Raw genomic sequence first — 18,145 nt, forward strand, 5'->3', positions numbered from 1 at the left:
GGGGTCACTCCGTAATCAAATCGGCGGGGATTATCACGCCATTGCGCTCCAGGTGCACGTAGTGGGCGATGAATAAACCGGTTTCCATCTCGCCCTGCAGGCGATAGGGAACCTGCTGGTGTGGATTCTTCAGCATTTTCACCACCTCTTTGACCTTCGGCCACAGGTTGGTGCGGATCGGCACTTTATAGAAAGCACTGCTTTTGGGGCCGACGGTGATCCAGTGCTCATGCTCGCCCTCGGCCAACAACATGTCGGACAGATGCACGCGGTATTCCAGGCCGCGCACGGTCAGGTCACTGTCGTTGGGGTTGTCGATGCGAAAGTGCAGGATGAATTTCTGCTCCAGCAACTTGGCGCGCACCACTTCGACTTTCACCAGATGCACGGCAGGGTCGAGGGTGTCGTCGGCGAACCATGAAGTGCAGCCGCCGAGCCCCGAGAAGCTGATCCCCAGGAACATGAGCAGTGTGAAAGCCTTGAACGTGCGCCATTGACCGAGCATGGTTTAACTCCCTTTGATGCCCAGTCTAGCCTCAGCTGCCGAAATACCCCGCACAGCACTTCTTGAACTTCTGGCCGCTGGTGCACGGGCAGGCATCGTTGCGCCCCAGTTTGAGCTGCACGGTCGGGTCGATGAAGTACCAGTGACCGGCGTTCTGCACGAACGAGGAGCGCTCGCGGTGGCTGTGCTCACCCTGGCTGTCGTGCCAGCGCGCAGTGAAGGTGACGAAGGCGTGTTCCGGCTGACCGCCGAAGACTTCCGAGCTTTCGACGTCCAGCCCGAGCCACGTGCTCGAAGCGCTCCAGGCGCTGATCGACTGACGATCGAGCCCTGTCTGCTGGGCGGGCAGGGTGGTCGCCACCAGGTAATCGATCAGGCCCAGCACGTAGGCGCTGTAGCGCGAGCGCATCAGGGCTTCGGCGCACGGTGCCGGATGGCCCGCATGATAATGGCCGCAGCAGGCATCCAGCAGGTTGCCGCTGCCGCAAGGGCAAATGGCTGTACTCATTGCATTACCACCAGTATTTCCCGAAGTTTTCCGGATTGGCCCAGAATCGCGAGTTGAGCCAGTCGGGGACTTGTTTGTAGTCAAGCAGATCATAGGTGAACAGGGTCAGAACCTGCTCGTCGCGGGCAAAACGCTCGCTGGCTTGCAGGGCCAGTGAATAGAAGTCCGTTTCCTGCCAGCCGCTGGCCGACAGGTCCGCCAGCACCGCGATGCGGCTGGCGTTGAGGTTGCGGATTCCGCCGAGCAGATTCAGGCCGTCGCGCTTGGGCAAATGTTCGAGGCAGTCGACCACCAGCGCCAGGTCGAAACGCTGTGCGGCCAGTTCTGCCGGCAAGGCACCGGGCGCGGCATGGGCGACGCGGGTGTCCGGGTGCGCGTCCTTGAACGCCGCCAGTGCGGGGAATTCGCTGGCGCCGATCAGCAGCAGACGGGCCGGGGCGTAGCGGTCCAGCAGGGCGGCCAGTGCCTGCTGTGGCGTGCGGGAAGACAGGGCGACGTTCATCGAAGTTCCTCAATCAGATCGCCAAGACTAGCCTGCCCGGGCGTCGAGGCCTAGATCTCTGTCCTGCGGGTTTGCGCCAAATGCGCCGAAGTCCTGTGAACACGCTCGCAAACAGCAGTGGCCTATTGCTGGCGGAGATTAAAACTCCGGTCTTTACTCCCTGAATCGGTTCTAAGCCGATCCCTCAGGAGAAAACTAGATGAGCATAGTTCGGACAGCATTACCCTTGGTTCTGCTAACCAGTGTGTTGACTGGTTGCGCAGGTTTGCAGAAAACCGACTGGCCGACCTGTGCGGCAGTCGGCGGTGTCGTCGGAGCGGGTCTCGGTGCGACGGAAAGCTCTGCATGGGCAGGCTATGGCGCATTACTCGTCGGCGGTACGGCAGCAGCCTATTGCTGGGTGCACGGTGATGGCGATGAAGACGGCGATGGTGTGCCGGACAGTCGCGACAAGTGCCCGCATACGCCTAAAGGCGTGCAGGTCGATGCTGACGGCTGCCCTCCACCAGCCCCTGCACCAGTGGTTGAAGAAGCTGTAGTGGTCAAGGAAGAAACCATCGTCATCCGCGATGTTCACTTCCAGTTCGACAAGGCCACCCTGACGCCTTCCGATAAACAGGTACTCGACAAGGTCGCCACGCGCCTGAAACAGGAATCGAGCACCGCGCGACTGACCGTGACCGGTCATACCGACAGCGTGGGCAGCGATGCCTACAACAAGAAACTGTCGGATCGTCGGGCGCACTCGGTGGTGGAATACCTGATCCATGATGGTGTGCCACGTTCCAGCTTCGTCTCGGTGACCGGTGCCGGTGAAAGCCAGCCAGTGGCGGATAACAAAACCGCCGATGGCCGTGCGCTGAACCGTCGCACGGAAATCAAAATCGAACGCTAGCCCCCCTCGCATCCGCGGCTTGTGCAGTCGCGGATGCGGGTCTTTACTCCTGTGTAACCGGTATGGGCCGGTGACACAGGAGCTTTCACAATGAGTGTATTCTCAAGGTCCGTCTTGCCGGTGCTGCTGCTTGGCAGCCTCTTGACCGGTTGCGCTACTCACAGCGATGGCACTGCCCCCCTCAATCAACGTACCTGGCCGATCTGCAGCCTCATTGGCGGACTGGTCGGCGGCGGTCTGGGCGCGATTGAAAGCGGTGGCTGGGCCGGTGGCGGCGCAGCGCTGGGGATCCTCACCGGCGGATTGATCTGTTACGCCCAGGATGGCGATGAGGACGGCGATGGCGTGTTCGACCGTCGCGACCGTTGCCCTGACACTCCGGCCAACACCCCGGTCGATCACCGTGGTTGTCCGCTGCCGCAATACCCGGTCGCCGAGAAACCGGCCGAACCGGCCCCGCAATCCGAAGTCATCACCCTGAGCGATGCCGGCAACGTGCTGTTCGACTTCGACAAATCCGACCTCAAACCTGCGGCGAAAAGTCAGCTGGATTCGCTGATGGACAAGTTGCGCAACGCCGATGTGGTGAGCATCAAGGTCATCGGCCACACCGACGGCAAAGGTTCGGACGCTTATAACCAGGCGTTGTCGGAACGTCGCGCGAGCAGCGTGGCGGCCTATCTGCTGAGCCAGGGGCTGGCGCCGGACAAACTCACCAGCGAAGGGCATGGCAAACGGGAACCGGTCGCCGACAACGAGACTGAAGAGGGACGTGCGCAGAATCGTCGTGTGGAACTGCACATCAATCGTTAGGACGTGTCTGTAGTCCGCAGGCTAGAGCTGTCGGGCGATGTTCATCGTCGCCCCGGCAGACATCCGACGAGTGCCCGGAACTTTTTTATTTCCCCCTCTGGCTTATCCCGTACGGAAGCCGTTACTGTGCGCCCAAAGAATAATTCGCAACACGGGGGAGCGTATGAAGGTGTTCTGTGGGCTGGGGCGGTTGTTGACCCTGGTGTTCTGCTGCGTGGTACTGGCCAATCAACTGGTGCCGTTTGTTCATCCGTTGCATCTGCTGGTCAATCTGGCCGCTGTTCTGCTGCTGGCGATCCATCTGCTGGAAGTGCTGCTGTGCAATCGCAGCCTCAAAGGTCGCCCGCACCCGTGGCGTGATCGTGGCCGTGTCCTGCTGTTCGGTGTTTTCCACCTGCAAACCATCCCGGCCCCGGCCGCTCCGGAGGCTTCCCATGCGTAAACTTTGCCTGCTCGCTGCATTCATCAGTCCTTTGGCTTGTGCCCAGGTGGTGAGTGTCGAACCCAATTCCCTGATGCGTTTGCCCAACACCGCCAGCACCTTGCAACTGGAAAAACTGGTGGTCGCCGATTACGGTACCTTGCTGGTGCCCTCCAACGTGACCGAGTTGAGCGTCGGCGAGTTGCAGTTGGGCCGCGAAGCGCGCATCGCCATCGTGCCGGGTGAACAGGCGCTGGATCTGAAAGTCACCCGCGCCGCGCTTGCCGAAGGCAGCCGGATCACCGCTCGTGGTGCGCCGGGGACCTATGAAAAAGCGGCCCGTGCCGGACGTAACCTGAATCTGCAATTCAAGGCGCTGAATGCACCGCAGCTGATCGTCGATGCACGCGGCGGTACCGGTGCGCCTGGCTTTGTCGGGCTCGACGGCGCCAACGGTCAGGAACCGGGTTGCACCTGGGGCCAGGCCGGACACGGTTTCGATGGCAGTGACGGCAGCAATGGCCAGCCGGGCGCGCCGGGCGCGCTGGTGCGCCTGGAAGTACCCCGTGAGTTTCCGGCCGAGCTGATCAAGGTTGAAGTCGCCGGTGGTGCCGGTGGCCCGGCGGGGCCTGGCGGCAAACCGGGGGCGGGCGGCAAGTCGAAGGGTTGCCTGGTGTATCGCGCCGATGGTGGCAAGAGCGGCAAACCTGGGGCTGATGGTCAGCCGGGACCTGCGGGAGCGGCGGGGTCTGTCACCGTACAGCGCCTGTAAGCCATCCCCTGTCTGATCGTTCCCACTGAGTGGGAACGATCAGCCTCACTTCAGAACGACGGCCGCGCCGCGGCAATCGCCACCAGCGCCAAACCGACCAATAGATTGAACCCCACCACCTTGCGAATCCGCCCCAGCACCGCTGCACCGGCCGGCCAATCCTTCGCCTGCACCGCCGTGCGCAATTCGGGCAGCATCAATGCTTGAATCCGGATGAACAGCGCTGTCATCACGATGTACAAGCCCATCATCACCTGCACGTACTTCGGCGCCGTCTCGAAGCCGATGTGCTGCAGATGCAACATGCCCACGCCGGTCACCGGCAGCAGAATCACCGCGCCCCACACCCAGCGGAAAAAACCTTGAAACACTTCCACCCACAGGGTCAGTCGTCCGGGGCCGTCCAGAGCCTTCACAGCCGCCGGGCGCAGCACCATCCAGGCGAAAAACATGCCGCCGACCCACACCAGGGCGGCGAGGACATGCAGGGGGTAAACGAGGCTAAAAGGTGTCATTGGGGTACTCCGTTCTGCGCGGGACTGATTAGCGGGGTATGATAGCCGCCGAACCGAACCACTGAAAATTTATCCAGCGTTTTTGCGCCCGACAACACATGATCAGCACTGAACTCAAAACCACGATCCAGGGCGCCTATTCGCGTTTTCTAGAGGCCAAGAGCCTCAAGCCGCGTTACGGCCAGCGCCTGATGATCGCTGAAATTGCCAAGGTCCTCGGGGATATCGACACCGACGACGAAGGCCGGCGCAGTGGCGACCCCGCGATTGTCGCGGTGGAAGCCGGCACCGGTACCGGCAAGACTGTGGCCTACAGCCTCGCCGCGATCCCGACCGCCAAACTGGCCGGCAAGCGCCTGGTGATCGCCACCGCGACCGTGGCCCTGCAAGAGCAGATCGTCTACAAGGATTTGCCCGACCTGATGCGCAACAGCGGGTTGAACTTCAGCTTCGCCCTGGCCAAGGGCCGTGGCCGCTACATGTGCCTGTCCAAGCTCGATATGCTGTTGCAGGAAGGCCACGCACAGACCGCCACGGCGCAGCTGTTCGAAGAAGAAGGCTTCAAGATCGAGGTCGATGAGGCCAGCCAGAAGCTGTTCACCAGCATGATCGAGAAGCTCGCCGGCAATAAATGGGACGGCGACCGCGACAGCTGGCCCAATGCGCTGGAAGACGCCGACTGGGCGCGCCTGACCACCGATCACAGCCAGTGCACCAACCGTCATTGCCCGAACTTCGGCCAGTGCGCCTTCTACAAGGCCCGCGAAGGCATGGGCAAGGTCGACGTGATCGTCACCAACCACGACATGGTGCTGGCCGACCTGGCACTGGGCGGCGGGGCGGTGCTGCCCGATCCGCGCGACACCATTTATGTGTTCGACGAAGGTCATCACCTGCCGGACAAGGCCATCGGCCACTTCGCCCATTACACGCGTCTGCGTTCCACTGCCGACTGGCTGGAAACCACCGCCAAGAACCTCACCAAACTGCTGGCCCAGCATCCGCTGCCGGGCGACCTCGGCAAGCTGATCGAGCAGGTGCCGGAGCTGGCGCGGGAGATCAAGACCCAGCAGCAATTCATGTTCACTGCGTGTGAACAGATCGCCGATTTCAAGCCCGGCGAAGACGTCGAGGGCCGCGAGCGCCCGCGTCATCGCTTCATCGGCGGGGTGATTCCCGAGCACATGCGCGAGATGGGTATCGAGCTGAAAAAAGGCTACGCCCGTCTCAACGACTTGTTCACCCGTCTGACCGACCTGCTCAAGGAAGGCATGGATGGCGAGGTCAACATCGGCATCGCCAGCAATCAGGCCGAGGAATGGTACCCACTGTTCGGCAGCCTGTTGTCCCGTGCGTCCGGCAACTGGGAGCTGTGGACCGCGTTCACCGCCGAAGACCCGGAAGACAACCCGCCGATGGCCCGCTGGCTGACGCTGGCGGAAAGCGGTTCGCTGTTCGATATCGAGGTCAACGCCAGCCCGATCCTCGCCGCCGAAACTCTGCGCCGCAGCCTGTGGAACGTGGCTTACGGCTGTCTGGTGACCTCGGCAACGTTGACCGCGCTCGGCACGTTCGACCGTTTCCGCATGCGCGCCGGTCTGCCGAAAAAAGCCGTCACTGCCGTGGTGCCGAGCCCGTTCCATCACGCCGATGCCGGTGTGTTGCGGGTGCCGGACCTGAAGGCCGATCCGCGTGATGCTGCCGCTCATACCGCCGCGATCATCCGCGAGTTGCCGGATCTGGTCGAAGGTTCGCGTGGCACGCTGGTGTTGTTCTCGTCGCGCAAACAGATGCAGGACGTGTTCGACGGCCTCGACCGCGACTGGCGCAAGCAAGTGTTCATTCAAGGCAACCTGTCGAAACAGGAAACCCTGAACAAGCACAAGGCGCGGGTCGATGGCGGTGATTCCAGCGTGCTGTTCGGCCTCGCCAGTTTCGCCGAAGGGGTGGACTTGCCGGGGGCCTATTGCGAGCACGTGGTCATCGCCAAGATTCCGTTCTCGGTGCCGGACGATCCGGTCGAAGCCGCGCTGTCGGAGTGGATCGAAGCCCGGGGCGGCAATCCGTTCATGGAAATCTCGGTGCCCGACGCCTCGCTGAAGCTGGTTCAGGCCTGCGGCCGTCTGCTGCGTACCGAAGAAGACCGCGGCACCATCACCTTGCTGGATCGGCGGCTGGTCACCCAGCGCTACGGCAAGGCGATCCTCAATGCGTTGCCTCCTTTCCGTCGTGAAATATCCTGAGACATCGGTGGGCAGTTTTGCCCGCCGCGTTGTCTATCTCTGCGCCATCGCTTTTCCATTGGCCATTGTTGGTCGTTAGGGAGAAATCCGTTCTCATGATTCGTCGTTCGTTGCCTGCCGTTTTTGCCCTGGTTTTCGCTGCGCCTTTGCTGGCGGCACCTGCCGGGCAGCAGACCTTGTTCAACTTTGTCCGCCCCGCCGACGTGGTGAAAGTCGCGACCGAAAACGCCGACCTGCCGCAAGCCAACGCCGAGCAGACCCCCGAAGGCGAAGTGCTGCGCCGGGTGACCTTCAATCCGGTGGCGCGCCCGACCTTGCGCCTGAGCCCGCAGACCGGTGCCTGGGACTGGTCGCAGTCCGGCATGATGAGCCTGCGCATCCAGAGTGCGATGAACTGGGCCGTGACCGTTTACGTACAAATCCAGAGCAACGATGGCAAGACCCTGGTCAGCCGCGTTGATCTGCCGGCCGGCCCGGCGCAGACCTTGCTCGTGCCGTTGACCGCGACCTCGCCGCTGAGCCAGGGCATGAAGGCCGGGCCGCTGATGCCGATGACCATCGACGGGCAGCGCGTGTTGCTGGCCAGCAGCAACGGTGAACTGGATCGCAGCCAGGTGGTGTCCGTCAGCCTGTCGATGGACCAGCCGAAAGCCGCGCAAAGCCTGTTGCTGGAGCGCTTTGGCGTGCAGGACGAGGGCGAGGTGATCAAAGCCGCCTACGGCAATCTGGTGGACGCCTACGGTCAGTCGACTCGCAGCAAATGGCCAGAGAAAGTCGCCAATGACGAACAACTGAAATCCGCCGCCGCCAAGGAACAGCAACAGCTGAAAACCTGGCTGGCCGAGCGCGAAAAATCGTCGCTGGACAAGTTCGGTGGCTGGAGCAAAGGCCCGGCATTCAAGGCCAGCGGCTTTTTCCGCACCGAAAAACGTGATGGCCGCTGGTATCTGGTGACGCCGGAAGGCCATCCGTTCTATTCCCTGGGCGTGAACACCGTCAGCCCGGAGGTCAACCAGACCTATGTGGCCGGTCGCGAGTACATGTTCGAATCCCTGCCAAAACCTGACGAGCCACTGGCCAGTCACTTCGGCGAGGGCGACAACCGTGGTGGTAATGGTTCCGATCAGGGCCGTGGCTACGGCAACGGACGCTGGTACGACTTCTATGGCGCCAACCTGCAACGCCTTTACGGCGAACCTTGCGCGACTCCGGCGGCGACTGAGCAAGCGCCTGCTGCGCCGTGCAAAGCCGCCATCGACGAGCAGAAGTGGGCCAGCCACACCCTCGACCGTCTGCAGGCGTGGGGCTTCAACACCGTCGGCAACTGGAGCGCACCGCAACTGAGCGACGCCGAGCGTGTGCCGTACACCTTGCCGCTGTCGATCGTCGGCGACTACACCAGTATCAGCACCGGCAACGACTGGTGGGGCGGCATGCCTGACCCGTTCGACCCACGTTTCGCCATGGCCACCGAGCGCGCTGTGGCGATTGCCGCCCGCGATCACCGTGACGATCCATGGCTGATCGGCTACTTCGCCGACAACGAACTGGCCTGGGCCGGCCCTGGTGATGATCCGAAGTCGCGTTACGCGCTGGCCTACGGCACGTTGAAAATGACCACTGACGTTCCGGCCAAGCGTGCGTTCCTCAAGCAGTTGCGCGACAAGTACCGCAATCAGGCGGGGCTGTCGAAGGCCTGGGGCATCGATCTGCCGGCCTGGGAATTGATGGAAGACCCGGGTTTCGAAGCGCCGCTGCCGAATCCGGAGCATCCGGAAATCGAGGCCGACTTCAAATACTTCCAGAAGGTTTTCGCCGACACCTACTTCAAGACCATTTCCGATTCGCTGAAATGGCACGCGCCGAACCAGTTGCTGCTGGGCGGCCGGTTCGCCATCAGCACGCCGGAAGCCGTGGCCTCCTGCGCGCAGTATTGCGACGTGCTGAGCTTCAACATGTACACCCTGCAACCGCAGGACGGCTATGACTTCGCCGCGCTGCGCAGCCTCGACAAACCGGTGCTGATCACCGAGTTCAACTTCGGTTCGACCGATCGCGGCCCGTTCTGGGGCGGTGTGACGCCGTTGAACAAGGAAGAAGACCGTGGCCCGGCCTATGCCAACTTCCTCAAGCAGGCGCTGAGCGAACCGTCGATCGTCGGCGTGCACTGGTTCCAGTACCTCGACCAACCGGTGACTGGACGTCTGCTCGATGGTGAGAACGGCCACTTCGGTCTGGTCGGTGTGACCGACTTGCCGTATCAGGGATTTGTCGAAACCGTGCGCAAGAGCAATCTGGCGACGATCGATCAGCTTGGCAAAGAAGCCGCGAAGGCCGCGGCGGCGGACAAGGCCGGTCACGAAACCGAAGGCGGACGCAAAGGCGAGGCCGGAAAAGGCCCGGGGCAGGGCGCCGGCCATACCGGCGGGCATTCCGGCAACGGCCACTAAGACAGAACCGCCCGGCCCGCCGCTGTTCCCAAAACCCTCAAGGGCTGGAACAATGCGGGCCACTTTGTAGAGCGTTTTCGCGGGGGAGTTGCGGGTGCAGATTCAGGGACATTACGAGCTTCAATTCGAAGCGGTGCGCGAAGCTTTCGCGGCACTGTTCGACGATCCCCAGGAACGTGGCGCCGCGTTGTGCATCCGGGTCGGCGGCGAAACCGTCCTCGACCTCTGGTCCGGCACCGCCGACAAGGACGGCGCCGAAGCCTGGCACAGCGACACCATCGCCAACCTGTTTTCCTGCACCAAGACTTTTACTGCCGTCACCGCGCTGCAACTGGTGGCCGAAGGCAAGTTGCAACTCGATGTTCCGGTCGCCCGCTACTGGCCGGAATTCGCCGCCGCCGGCAAGGAATCCGTGACCCTGCGTCAACTGCTCTGCCATCAGGCTGGCCTGCCGGCCCTGCGCAAACTGTTGACCCCCGAAGCCCTGTATGACTGGCAAACCATGGTCGACGCCCTCGCGGCCGAAGCGCCGTGGTGGACGCCGGGCACCGGTCATGGTTATGCCGCGATCACTTACGGCTGGCTGATCGGCGAGTTGCTGCGGCGTGCCGACGGTCGCGGGCCGGGGGAGTCCATCGTGGCGCGGGTCGCCAAACCGCTGGGGCTGGATTTCCATGTCGGCCTGGCCGACGAAGAATTCCATCGCGTGGCGCACATCGCACGGGGCAAGGGTAACGTCGGCGATGCCGCCGCCCAGCGCCTGTTGCAAGTCACCATGCGCGAGCCAACAGCCATGACCACTCGCGCCTTCACCAATCCGCCGTCGGTGCTTACCAGCACCAACAAACCGGAATGGCGGCGCATGCAGCAACCGGCGGCCAACGGCCACGGCAATGCACGCAGCCTGGCCGGGTTCTATGCCGGTCTGCTCGACGGCAGCCTGCTGGAAAGCGAAATGCTCGACGAGCTGACCCGCGAACACAGCCTCGGCGAGGACAAGACCTTGCTGACCCGCACCCGTTTCGGTCTCGGTTGCATGCTCGATCAACCTGACGTGCCAAACGCCACCTACGGCCTCGGCCCGCGGGCGTTCGGGCATCCGGGGGCGGGCGGTTCCATCGGTTTTGCTGATCCGGAGCACGATGTGGCCTTCGGATTTGTGACAAATACCCTGGGGCCGTACGTCTTGATGGATCCGCGCGCGCAGAAGCTGGCGCGGGTACTTGCCACTTGTCTGTAAAGCGTTACCAGAGGTTCCAGGGCCGGAACCTCGACCGGTTTTTCGATTCAAAGCGTCTGTTTATCCGGGCGAAAGTCCTCTGATTGTCCATTACTTATTTTGTGGGTTTCCAATGTCGTCCAAACAAACTCTCGCCCTGGCCCTGTGTTTCGCGATTACCGGTTGTGCACAGACTCCGAAGAATGACGCCGATGGCGGCAGCTGGTGGCCGTTCGGTTCTTCCGACAAAGTCGCGGCCAAGGAGCCGGCTCCGGCCCCTGCACCGTTGAAACCGGCCACCACCGCGCCGGTCGCCAAGACCGAGAGCAGCAGCCATTGGTACTGGCCGTTCGGTTCCGATGACTCGGCGGACAAGGCCAAGGCCGACGTGAAGCCCGAAGTAAAACCTGAAGCCAAACCGGCTGTTGTCGCCAAGGCTGACGCCGACACGGGCAGCAAGTGGTGGTGGCCGTTCGGCGGCAAGTCCCAGGACACCGCCAAAGTCGTGCCGATGCCGGATCCAAAGGTCACTCAGGCCTGGCTGGATGACTACGAGCCGCGCCTGCGCACCGCGATCAAGGACAGCAATCTGCAACTTGAACGCCGTGAAAACGTGCTGGTCGTGATCGCGCCGGTTGAAGGCTCGTTCAACCCGGATCGCCCGGCCATGCTGCTGCCGGTCACCCTTGGCCCGTTCACCCGCGTGGCAAAAATTCTCGAAGCCGACCCGAAAACCGCCGTGCTGGTGCTCGGTCACAGCGACACCACTGGCGCAGCCCCGGCAAACACCAAACTGAGCCAGGAACGCGCTCAGGCCGTGGCAGCGATCTTCCGTCTCAGCGGCTTGCAGCGTGATCGCCTGATGCTGCGCGGCATGGGCTCCGAAGCACCGCGTGCGGCCAACGACAGCGTTGAAGGCCGTGCCCTGAACCGTCGTGTCGAACTGCTGGTGACCCCGCAAAACACCATGGTTGCACTGCTGAGCAAGTACAACATGCCGGCTCCGGCACCAGTGACCATGGTCGCTGCCCAGGACGTCAAGCCTGTCGCCAAACCGGTCACCCCGGCGCCGGCGGCGAAGAAAGCCGCAGTACCGGCGACCAAAAAGGCTCCGGCCAAGAAAGCGGCTGCCAAGGCGCCAGCGAAGAAGGCACCAGCGAAGACTCCGGCCAAGAAAACCGCTCCAGCCAAAGCCGCCGCAAGCGACAAGAAAGTCGTTGCGACCGACGCGGCAAAACAGTAATCCGCTAACGAAAAGGAATGCGCCATGACCCAGGCTCTGGCAGATATGCGTCGTGATTACACCCGGGATGGCCTGACCGAGGCGCAAGCCCCGGCCGAGCCTTTCGCGCTGTTCCACCAGTGGTTTGCCGATGCGGTGAAAACCGAGCAGGCCCCGGTGGAAGCCAACGCCATGACCCTGGCCACGGTCGATGCGGACGGTCGTCCGCACTGCCGCATTCTGCTGCTCAAGGGCCTGGACGAGCAGGGCTTCACCTTCTTCACCAACTACGAAAGCGCCAAGGGCCAGCACCTGGCCGCGAATCCGTTCGCGGCCATGACGTTCTTCTGGCCGACCCTGGAGCGCCAGGTGCGTATCGAAGGGCGGGTGGTGAAGGTCACGCCCGAGGAGTCCGACGCGTACTATCAAGTGCGCCCGCTGGGCAGCCGACTGGGTGCCTGGGCGTCACCGCAGAGCCGGGTGATCAACGGCCGGGGTGAACTGGAAGATTTGCTCAAGGCTACCGAGCAACGCTTCACCGACACCCAGCCCGACTGCCCGGAACACTGGGGCGGCTATCGCTTGCTCCCCGAGCGCATCGAATTCTGGCAGGGCCGCGCGAGCCGTCTGCACGATCGCCTCAACTACCGTTTGCAGGGCGCCGACTGGATTCTTGAACGTCTGGCACCTTAAGCAGTCTACCGAGCGGGATAGCCTGCCGCAGCGGCCTCAAGCCACTTCGGCAGGTCTCGACGCCTGATCTTCTGCGATCGGGCTTGCGCCAGCCGTTCGAGCATGAAGGCGCGTTTGCCTTCATCCTTGCCGGCCAGTGACAATGCCAGATCGCGGTCCATCCAGCGTTTGATCCGCACGTACAACCACCAGTGGAAGTACAAACCGGCGACGGTTGTGACGACAATGATGAAGTAATCCATGAAAATCCTTGGGGTCGGCGGCGCAAGCTATGTATTTTGGCGCTACTGTTGGGTGAGTTCGTGGAGGCCCTGTACCGGGCCTGAATGAAACCAAATTTATCCGGGCGGCGCCGTGACAGGCGTCAAGCTGCGGAGTTTAATGAATACCTGTCCTTTGGAGTTGATCCTATGCGTAAGTCTGTTCTGCTGGTTGCTTCCTTTTCCACGATGGCGATGTTGCTTACCGGCTGCCAATCGAGCCTGACCGGTGACTCCTACTCCCGTGACGAAGCGCGTCGCGTGCAGACGATTCGCATGGGCACCATCGAATCTCTGCGTCCGGTGAAAATCGAAGGCACCAAGACCCCGATCGGCGGCCTCGCCGGTGCAGCAGTGGGTGGTGTCGGCGGCAGCGCCATCGGCGGCGGTAAAGGCAGCATCGTTGCAGCCGTTATCGGTGCCGTGGCCGGTGGCCTGATCGGTTCCGCCACCGAAGAAGGCCTGACCCGTACCCAAGGCGTTGAAATCACCGTGCGCGAAGACGACGGCAGCATGCGCGCCTACGTGCAGCAAGTGCAGGAGAATGAAGTGTTCCGCGTCGGTGAGCGCGTACGGATTTCGACTGTTGGCGGGACCAGCCGCGTTTCGCACTAAGCGCGAACGAGCGGTAAAAGAAAACCCCGATCAGGTGACTGGTCGGGGTTTTTTGTTTGCCTTCGAATTGACGAATCAATATTCGGCACGGGTGCCCACAAAGTATTCCAAATCCTTTGGGAACCTGACGTTTAAAAGGTTCTCTAGCGCGGTTATCTGATCTTGATTCAACAACAACTCGCCCGGCTCAACCTCGCTAAGAGGTTTGGATTCTGAAAGCTGGGCAATTTTTTCGTTCATCTCACTACCCGTGATATCCAGCTCGAATTGCAAAGAGTCGTCTTGAACTTCATCAGGGAAGAAGCCAGTGATCGAAAGGTAGCGCATTAAGGTCAATCAGCCTGTCTGTCGGTATTAACTGTAGTCAAACGAAATTTGATAGTCGTTGATACTCAGAGCGATTTGATGTTGAAAGTACGGCTGAATGGTCGCAACCCACTTTTCGACGACGTTGAAGCTGCCATTATTGATGTTGCCCTCCACAGGAATGCCTAAAGCATTCAGTACTGATTCATCATCCCCCAGATCTTGCGACGACTCCTCGCCTTGGAATTGCTGGGTTGCTGTGTTGTACCACTCCAGTCTTAGTTCCAGTCCCATCTCTTCCTCACAGATATTTTTTTCTGATGCTTCTTTCTTTTATAGGCCCTTCGCGTTGCTCACCTGTGTAGGGATCGAAGGCTCCCAGGTGAGTTCCATCGCTTCGGTACATTTCTAACTCTCCATGTCTTGAGTCCCATTCGTAAATTTTCTTTCCTTTAGCATCAGTCCAGCGCTTACGAAGTCCTCCTCCGCCTTGAACTGGATTCCTGTCTTTATCTTTTTTCAGGTTTGGAAATACGGTGATTTGGTCTGTCTTCGGCGGTTTATGGTAGCTATGGCCTGCAGGTGCCAAGCCTTTGCGTGATGTGTTCAGTACAACGTATAACGGTTTTACCCCCGAACTTACCGGAAAAACCAAAATGAAATCCCGATACTCCGGCGGATAAACCGGATTCACCAGAATCCCGTCCGCCGCTTTCGTCGGCGGATACACCCAGATATGCGGTGCTTGCGGAGCGGCTTCCAGCGCGGGGATGCCGAGAATGTCGGAACCGTCCACGGCGGGCGTCCAGATCAGTTCGATGCCTTCGCCGAGGTCTGCGACAAAGCGGTTACCGCGTGCGGTGAACTGCGCGACATCAACCATTTCCCAGTCGCGATTCTTGCCGGTGTAGAAACCGTAACCCTTGAGGCTGCCATCCGCCTGCTGTTCGACACGCAAGCGCACGCGGGTTCGAGCCTGTTTGAGGGCTAGCAACTGGTCTTCGGTGTAGAGGGCGCTGTCGCCCAGGTTCGATGGCATGAGCAACGCCACCAGCCCGACCAAAGGGGTCACAACGGCGGTAGAAGCCATGGCGGGCAATGCCTTGAACGCCTCACCCGCAAGGGCGAAGGTGCCCAGGCCTGCCGGGATGGCAGTGCCGCTGATTTTCTTGAGCGCAACACCACCGCTGTCATCGGCTTCACGGCCACCGAGCAGGATCAGGTCGCCGTAATCTTTCAGGCTGTCAGTCGGCACCATCCCCGAAGGATTCGAGTAATCGATGATCGCGTCCGGCAACTTGCAGGACTTGGCGAACACGCAGCCGGCACGCACCGGCTCAGGCCTGTTCGACGCGACCTCACGGCTGCGTTCGAAAGCATCCTGCCGCGCCAGCATGGCGTCGTACTTGTTTTGTCGCTCGTCTTGATCGGCCAGTTCGGTGGCCGTCATGTAGCGGTAGGTGACGCGATGCCCGTCGCCTGCCGGTGGGTTGGGAACCCGGGGAATGTCCTTTTGACCAGCCACTGATTGTCCTTTCGTTCATGCATCGGCAGCCCCTCGTAAGGGGCTGCACGACGTTAACGAAGCAGGAAAGTCGTGGCTGTAGGACGCGTCTCTAAAGACGTGGGGATTGTTCGCTACGGCGATCCATGGCCTATCAGGAAGGCAGTGCGGTGTTCTTTCTGCTTGCCGCCAATGTCACCGCATAACCGATCAATGCAGCGAACACTGAGCCGGTGAGAATGCCCATCCGATCCATTCCGGCGTATTCACTGGCACCCGGCACGAACGCCAGCGAGCCGACAAACAGACTCATGGTAAAGCCGATCCCGCAGAGGATCGCCACGCCCAGCACCTGGCCCCAGTTGGCGCCTTGAGGCAGTGCGGCGATGCCGGTCTTGACCGAAAGCCAGGTCAGGCCGAACACGCCAACGGTCTTGCCCAGCAGCAGGCCGACGGCGATGCCCATCGGTACGTGGTGGGTGAAGCTTTCGGCGGTCACACCGGTCAGCGACAGACCGGCGTTGGCGAAGGCGAACAGTGGCAGGATGCCGTAGGCCACCCACGGGTGCAGCGCGTGTTCCAGGGTCAGCAGCGGCGAAGGCTCGGCGTTTTTGGTGCGCAGCGGGATGCAGAACGCGAGGGTCACGCCGGCCAGCGTCGCATGGACACCGCTCTTGAGGACGCAGACCCACAGGATCAGACCAATGATCATGTACGGCCCGAGCTTGACCACCCCGAGCCGGTTCATCGCCACCAGCGCCGCGATGCACGCCGCCGCCAGGCCCAGCGACAGGGTCGAGAGTTCGCCGGAATAGAAGATCGCAATGATCACGATGGCGCCGAGGTCATCGATGATCGCCAGGGTCATCAGGAACAGCTTCAGCGACACCGGCACTCGCTTGCCGAGCAAGGCCAGCACGCCGAGGGCGAAGGCGATGTCGGTGGCGGTCGGAATCGCCCAGCCATCGAGGGCGGCCGGGTTGTCGCGGTTGAGGAACCAGTAGATCAGCGCCGGCACCAGCATGCCGCCAATCGCGGCCGCGCCGGGCAGGACGATCTGCGACGGTTTCGACAGCTGACCGTCGAGGACTTCGCGCTTCACTTCCAGGCCGATCAGCAGGAAGAACAGCGCCATCAGGCCGTCGTTGATCCACAGCAGCAAGGGCTTGGCGATTTTCAACGCGCCGATCTGCGCCACCACGGGTGTATCGAGCAGGCCGCTGTACAACCACGACAGCGGCGAGTTGTTGATGATTAAAGCCAGGATGGCCGCGGCGATCAGTAACAGACCGCTGGCAGCTTCCAACTGAAAGAAACGCGTGAAAGTGCTACGCAGAGGCAAGGTCGCTCTCCATCGATAAAGTCAAAAGGTGGGACACCCTAACCCGTACCGTTAGTTGTTAAAACAAAAGTTATATTCTTTTTTGTTATATGTGGTTACATAGCGCCCAGTCGACGTGCAGCAGAGCCTAGCAGTTGCCCAAGGGATTGAAGCTCAGCTGTATCTGTCGGTGCCGTAGGATTTTTCCTAAGCTTGGGGATTGAGCCTGTGAAGGCACTTCTGCCCGATTCAACGAGATCAACAGCCATGAGCGACAACCGACAGTGGGCCCGCGAAGCCATCCGGATCATCGAAGCTGACTTCCAGCGCAGCGCCGACACGCACCTGATCCCCTTGCCGCTGCCGGGGTTTCCGGGCATCGAGTTGTACTTCAAGGACGAGTCCAGCCACCCCACCGGCAGCCTCAAGCACCGTCTGGCCCGTTCGCTGTTTCTCTACGCCTTGTGTAACGGCTGGCTCAAGCCAGGCGCGCCGGTGATCGAGGCGTCCAGTGGTTCGACGGCGATTTCCGAAGCGTACTTCGCGCGGATGCTGGGGCTGCCGTTCATTGCGGTGATGCCGGCGACCACGTCCAAGGAGAAGATCGCCCAGATCGCGTTCTATGGCGGCAAGAGTCATCTGGTGGACGATCCGACCCAGATCTACGCCGAATCCGAACGTCTGGCCCGCGAACACGATGGGCACTTCATCGACCAGTTCACCTACGCCGAACGCGCCACCGACTGGCGGGCGAACAACAACATCGCCGAGTCGATCTTCCAGCAGATGCGCTACGAGCAGCACCCGTGCCCGGCCTGGCTGATTTCCAGCCCCGGCACCGGCGGCACCACCGCAACCCTCGGCCGCTACGTGCGCTATCGCCAACATTGCACCCGCGTGCTGTGTGCCGATGCCGAGCGTTCGGTGTTCTTCGACTTTTACCAGACCGGTGATGCCAGCTTGCGTCTGGACCATGGTTCGCGGATCGAAGGCATCGGCCGGCCACGGGTGGAGGCGTCGTTCCTGCCGAAGGTGATCGATGCGATGGTCAAGGTGCCGGATGCCTTGTCGCTGGCGGCCATGCATTACCTGGCGCAGCGTCTGGGGCGGCATGTGGGTGGGTCGAGCGGGACGAACCTGATCGGCGCGCTGATGGCGGCGCAGCAGATGAAAGCGGCGGGGGAGTCGGGGTCGATCGTGGCGATTCTGTGCGACGGCGGCGAGCGCTACGCGGACACGTATTACGATCAGGCGTGGCTCAAGGCGCAGGGCTATGAGCTGGATGGATTGATGGCCGCTGTTGCGGCGAGTGCCGAGAAGGGTGAAGCGCTGCCGGCCTCGGTTCTGCGCGCCAATATCTGACGTCGAATACGACTGTGGG

The 18,145-nt window shown here is 61.5% G+C and carries 20 protein-coding genes; 11 read left to right on the top strand and 9 right to left on the bottom strand.

The genetic code is table 11. The annotated features are described in order from the left end of the window. Positions 1 to 4: 4 nt before the first annotated feature. The 3 genes from IF199_RS06420 to IF199_RS06430 are packed head-to-tail and all read right to left on the bottom strand — an operon-like array spanning position 5 to position 1,515. Positions 5 to 505, bottom strand: coding sequence for an LEA/WHy family protein (locus IF199_RS06420; RefSeq protein ID WP_192559948.1), 501 nt, complete (start codon positions 503 to 505; stop codon positions 5 to 7). Positions 506 to 536: 31 nt separating this feature from the next. Continuing rightward, positions 537 to 1,013: a YchJ family protein gene (locus tag IF199_RS06425; protein ID WP_096819536.1), complete on the bottom strand. Its 477-nt coding sequence runs from the start codon at positions 1,011 to 1,013 to the stop codon at positions 537 to 539. A gap of 4 nt (positions 1,014 to 1,017) precedes the next feature. Then, a complete protein-coding gene (locus IF199_RS06430; protein WP_096819535.1) occupies positions 1,018 to 1,515 on the bottom strand; it encodes a DUF6231 family protein in 498 nt (165 codons plus the stop codon). Between the two features lie 199 nt (positions 1,516 to 1,714). On the opposite strand from IF199_RS06430, the gene IF199_RS06435 reads away from it, so the two are divergent. The 4 genes from IF199_RS06435 to IF199_RS06450 all read left to right on the top strand — a co-directional run bounded on the left by IF199_RS06435 (position 1,715) and on the right by IF199_RS06450 (position 4,416). Further along, entirely contained in the window at positions 1,715 to 2,410 is a 696-nt protein-coding gene (locus IF199_RS06435) for a PA1041 family peptidoglycan-binding anchor lipoprotein (RefSeq protein WP_096819534.1), read from the top strand. Positions 2,411 to 2,500: 90 nt separating this feature from the next. Continuing rightward, entirely contained in the window at positions 2,501 to 3,223 is a 723-nt protein-coding gene (locus tag IF199_RS06440) for a PA1041 family peptidoglycan-binding anchor lipoprotein (RefSeq protein WP_102621505.1), read from the top strand. Positions 3,224 to 3,386: 163 nt separating this feature from the next. Further along, the gene (locus IF199_RS06445) at positions 3,387 to 3,665 is read left to right on the top strand and encodes a DUF1145 domain-containing protein (protein ID WP_096819532.1); all 279 of its coding nucleotides are present in this window, start codon (positions 3,387 to 3,389) and stop codon (positions 3,663 to 3,665) included. After that, positions 3,658 to 4,416, top strand: coding sequence for a hypothetical protein (locus IF199_RS06450; RefSeq protein WP_096819531.1), 759 nt, complete (start codon positions 3,658 to 3,660; stop codon positions 4,414 to 4,416). The genes IF199_RS06445 and IF199_RS06450 overlap by 8 nt, the downstream gene beginning before the upstream one ends. Positions 4,417 to 4,466: 50 nt before the next feature. Here IF199_RS06450 and IF199_RS06455 read toward each other — a convergent pair whose 3' ends face one another. Continuing rightward, complete coding sequence (locus tag IF199_RS06455) at positions 4,467 to 4,931, bottom strand: CopD family protein (protein WP_102621504.1); 465 nt, start codon at positions 4,929 to 4,931, stop codon at positions 4,467 to 4,469. Positions 4,932 to 5,029: 98 nt separating this feature from the next. On the opposite strand from IF199_RS06455, the gene dinG reads away from it, so the two are divergent. The 5 genes from dinG (at position 5,030) to pdxH (ending at position 12,758) form a co-directional block, all read left to right on the top strand. Next, the gene (dinG, locus tag IF199_RS06460) at positions 5,030 to 7,174 is read left to right on the top strand and encodes an ATP-dependent DNA helicase DinG (protein ID WP_096819529.1); all 2,145 of its coding nucleotides are present in this window, start codon (positions 5,030 to 5,032) and stop codon (positions 7,172 to 7,174) included. A gap of 95 nt (positions 7,175 to 7,269) precedes the next feature. Further along, positions 7,270 to 9,624 (top strand): beta-galactosidase, encoded by a 2,355-nt coding sequence (locus IF199_RS06465; protein ID WP_192559949.1) that lies wholly within the window; start codon positions 7,270 to 7,272, stop codon positions 9,622 to 9,624. Between the two features lie 94 nt (positions 9,625 to 9,718). Then, positions 9,719 to 10,864, top strand: coding sequence for a serine hydrolase domain-containing protein (locus IF199_RS06470; RefSeq protein ID WP_192559950.1), 1,146 nt, complete (start codon positions 9,719 to 9,721; stop codon positions 10,862 to 10,864). 112 nt (positions 10,865 to 10,976) lie between these two features. Beyond that, positions 10,977 to 12,086, top strand: a complete 1,110-nt coding sequence (locus tag IF199_RS06475) for an OmpA family protein (protein WP_192559951.1) — start codon at positions 10,977 to 10,979, stop codon at positions 12,084 to 12,086. Between the two features lie 24 nt (positions 12,087 to 12,110). After that, a complete protein-coding gene (gene pdxH, locus IF199_RS06480; protein WP_096819525.1) occupies positions 12,111 to 12,758 on the top strand; it encodes a pyridoxamine 5'-phosphate oxidase in 648 nt (215 codons plus the stop codon). Positions 12,759 to 12,763: 5 nt separating this feature from the next. On the opposite strand, the gene IF199_RS06485 is transcribed toward pdxH, so the two are convergent. Beyond that, positions 12,764 to 13,000, bottom strand: a complete 237-nt coding sequence (locus IF199_RS06485) for a hypothetical protein (protein ID WP_096819524.1) — start codon at positions 12,998 to 13,000, stop codon at positions 12,764 to 12,766. 168 nt (positions 13,001 to 13,168) lie between these two features. On the opposite strand from IF199_RS06485, the gene IF199_RS06490 reads away from it, so the two are divergent. Then, positions 13,169 to 13,633 carry an outer membrane lipoprotein gene (locus IF199_RS06490; protein WP_007918566.1) on the top strand — a complete coding sequence of 155 codons (465 nt, stop codon included), beginning with the start codon at positions 13,169 to 13,171 and terminating at the stop codon, positions 13,631 to 13,633. A 75-nt stretch (positions 13,634 to 13,708) separates the two neighbouring features. Here the strand turns inward: IF199_RS06490 and IF199_RS06495 are convergent, their stop codons facing one another. The 4 genes from IF199_RS06495 to nhaA all read right to left on the bottom strand — a co-directional run bounded on the left by IF199_RS06495 (position 13,709) and on the right by nhaA (position 16,785). Continuing rightward, a complete protein-coding gene (locus tag IF199_RS06495; RefSeq protein WP_192559952.1) occupies positions 13,709 to 13,960 on the bottom strand; it encodes a pyocin S6 family toxin immunity protein in 252 nt (83 codons plus the stop codon). Between the two features lie 27 nt (positions 13,961 to 13,987). Further along, entirely contained in the window at positions 13,988 to 14,233 is a 246-nt protein-coding gene (locus tag IF199_RS06500) for a colicin E3-like toxin immunity protein (protein WP_192559953.1), read from the bottom strand. A 7-nt stretch (positions 14,234 to 14,240) separates the two neighbouring features. Then, positions 14,241 to 15,464, bottom strand: coding sequence for an S-type pyocin domain-containing protein (locus IF199_RS06505; RefSeq protein ID WP_192559954.1), 1,224 nt, complete (start codon positions 15,462 to 15,464; stop codon positions 14,241 to 14,243). Positions 15,465 to 15,597: 133 nt separating this feature from the next. Beyond that, a complete protein-coding gene (gene nhaA / locus IF199_RS06510; protein WP_096819519.1) occupies positions 15,598 to 16,785 on the bottom strand; it encodes a Na+/H+ antiporter NhaA in 1,188 nt (395 codons plus the stop codon). Positions 16,786 to 17,031: 246 nt separating this feature from the next. Between nhaA and IF199_RS06515 the strand changes: the two genes are divergently transcribed. After that, positions 17,032 to 18,126, top strand: a complete 1,095-nt coding sequence (locus IF199_RS06515) for a PLP-dependent cysteine synthase family protein (RefSeq protein ID WP_096819518.1) — start codon at positions 17,032 to 17,034, stop codon at positions 18,124 to 18,126. Positions 18,127 to 18,145 lie beyond the last annotated feature (19 nt).

The organism is Pseudomonas allokribbensis (assembly GCF_014863605.1).
GTDB classification, from domain to species: domain Bacteria; phylum Pseudomonadota; class Gammaproteobacteria; order Pseudomonadales; family Pseudomonadaceae; genus Aquipseudomonas; species Aquipseudomonas allokribbensis.

Bases quoted from the DNA above. Each gene is read 5' to 3' on its own strand.
- dinG (WP_096819529.1), top strand. From the start codon at position 5,030: ATGATCAGCACTGAACTCAAAACCACGATCCAGGGCGCCTATTCGCGT.
- IF199_RS06455 (WP_102621504.1), bottom strand. From the start codon at position 4,931: ATGACACCTTTTAGCCTCGTTTACCCCCTGCATGTCCTCGCCGCCCTG.
- IF199_RS06420 (WP_192559948.1), bottom strand. From the start codon at position 505: ATGCTCGGTCAATGGCGCACGTTCAAGGCTTTCACACTGCTCATGTTC.
- IF199_RS06430 (WP_096819535.1), bottom strand. From the start codon at position 1,515: ATGAACGTCGCCCTGTCTTCCCGCACGCCACAGCAGGCACTGGCCGCC.
- IF199_RS06500 (WP_192559953.1), bottom strand. From the start codon at position 14,233: ATGGGACTGGAACTAAGACTGGAGTGGTACAACACAGCAACCCAGCAA.
- IF199_RS06440 (WP_102621505.1), top strand. From the start codon at position 2,501: ATGAGTGTATTCTCAAGGTCCGTCTTGCCGGTGCTGCTGCTTGGCAGC.
- IF199_RS06475 (WP_192559951.1), top strand. From the start codon at position 10,977: ATGTCGTCCAAACAAACTCTCGCCCTGGCCCTGTGTTTCGCGATTACC.
- pdxH (WP_096819525.1), top strand. From the start codon at position 12,111: ATGACCCAGGCTCTGGCAGATATGCGTCGTGATTACACCCGGGATGGC.
- IF199_RS06435 (WP_096819534.1), top strand. From the start codon at position 1,715: ATGAGCATAGTTCGGACAGCATTACCCTTGGTTCTGCTAACCAGTGTG.
- IF199_RS06515 (WP_096819518.1), top strand. From the start codon at position 17,032: ATGAGCGACAACCGACAGTGGGCCCGCGAAGCCATCCGGATCATCGAA.
- IF199_RS06450 (WP_096819531.1), top strand. From the start codon at position 3,658: ATGCGTAAACTTTGCCTGCTCGCTGCATTCATCAGTCCTTTGGCTTGT.
- IF199_RS06490 (WP_007918566.1), top strand. From the start codon at position 13,169: ATGCGTAAGTCTGTTCTGCTGGTTGCTTCCTTTTCCACGATGGCGATG.
- IF199_RS06495 (WP_192559952.1), bottom strand. From the start codon at position 13,960: ATGCGCTACCTTTCGATCACTGGCTTCTTCCCTGATGAAGTTCAAGAC.
- IF199_RS06425 (WP_096819536.1), bottom strand. From the start codon at position 1,013: ATGAGTACAGCCATTTGCCCTTGCGGCAGCGGCAACCTGCTGGATGCC.
- IF199_RS06485 (WP_096819524.1), bottom strand. From the start codon at position 13,000: ATGGATTACTTCATCATTGTCGTCACAACCGTCGCCGGTTTGTACTTC.
- IF199_RS06445 (WP_096819532.1), top strand. From the start codon at position 3,387: ATGAAGGTGTTCTGTGGGCTGGGGCGGTTGTTGACCCTGGTGTTCTGC.
- IF199_RS06465 (WP_192559949.1), top strand. From the start codon at position 7,270: ATGATTCGTCGTTCGTTGCCTGCCGTTTTTGCCCTGGTTTTCGCTGCG.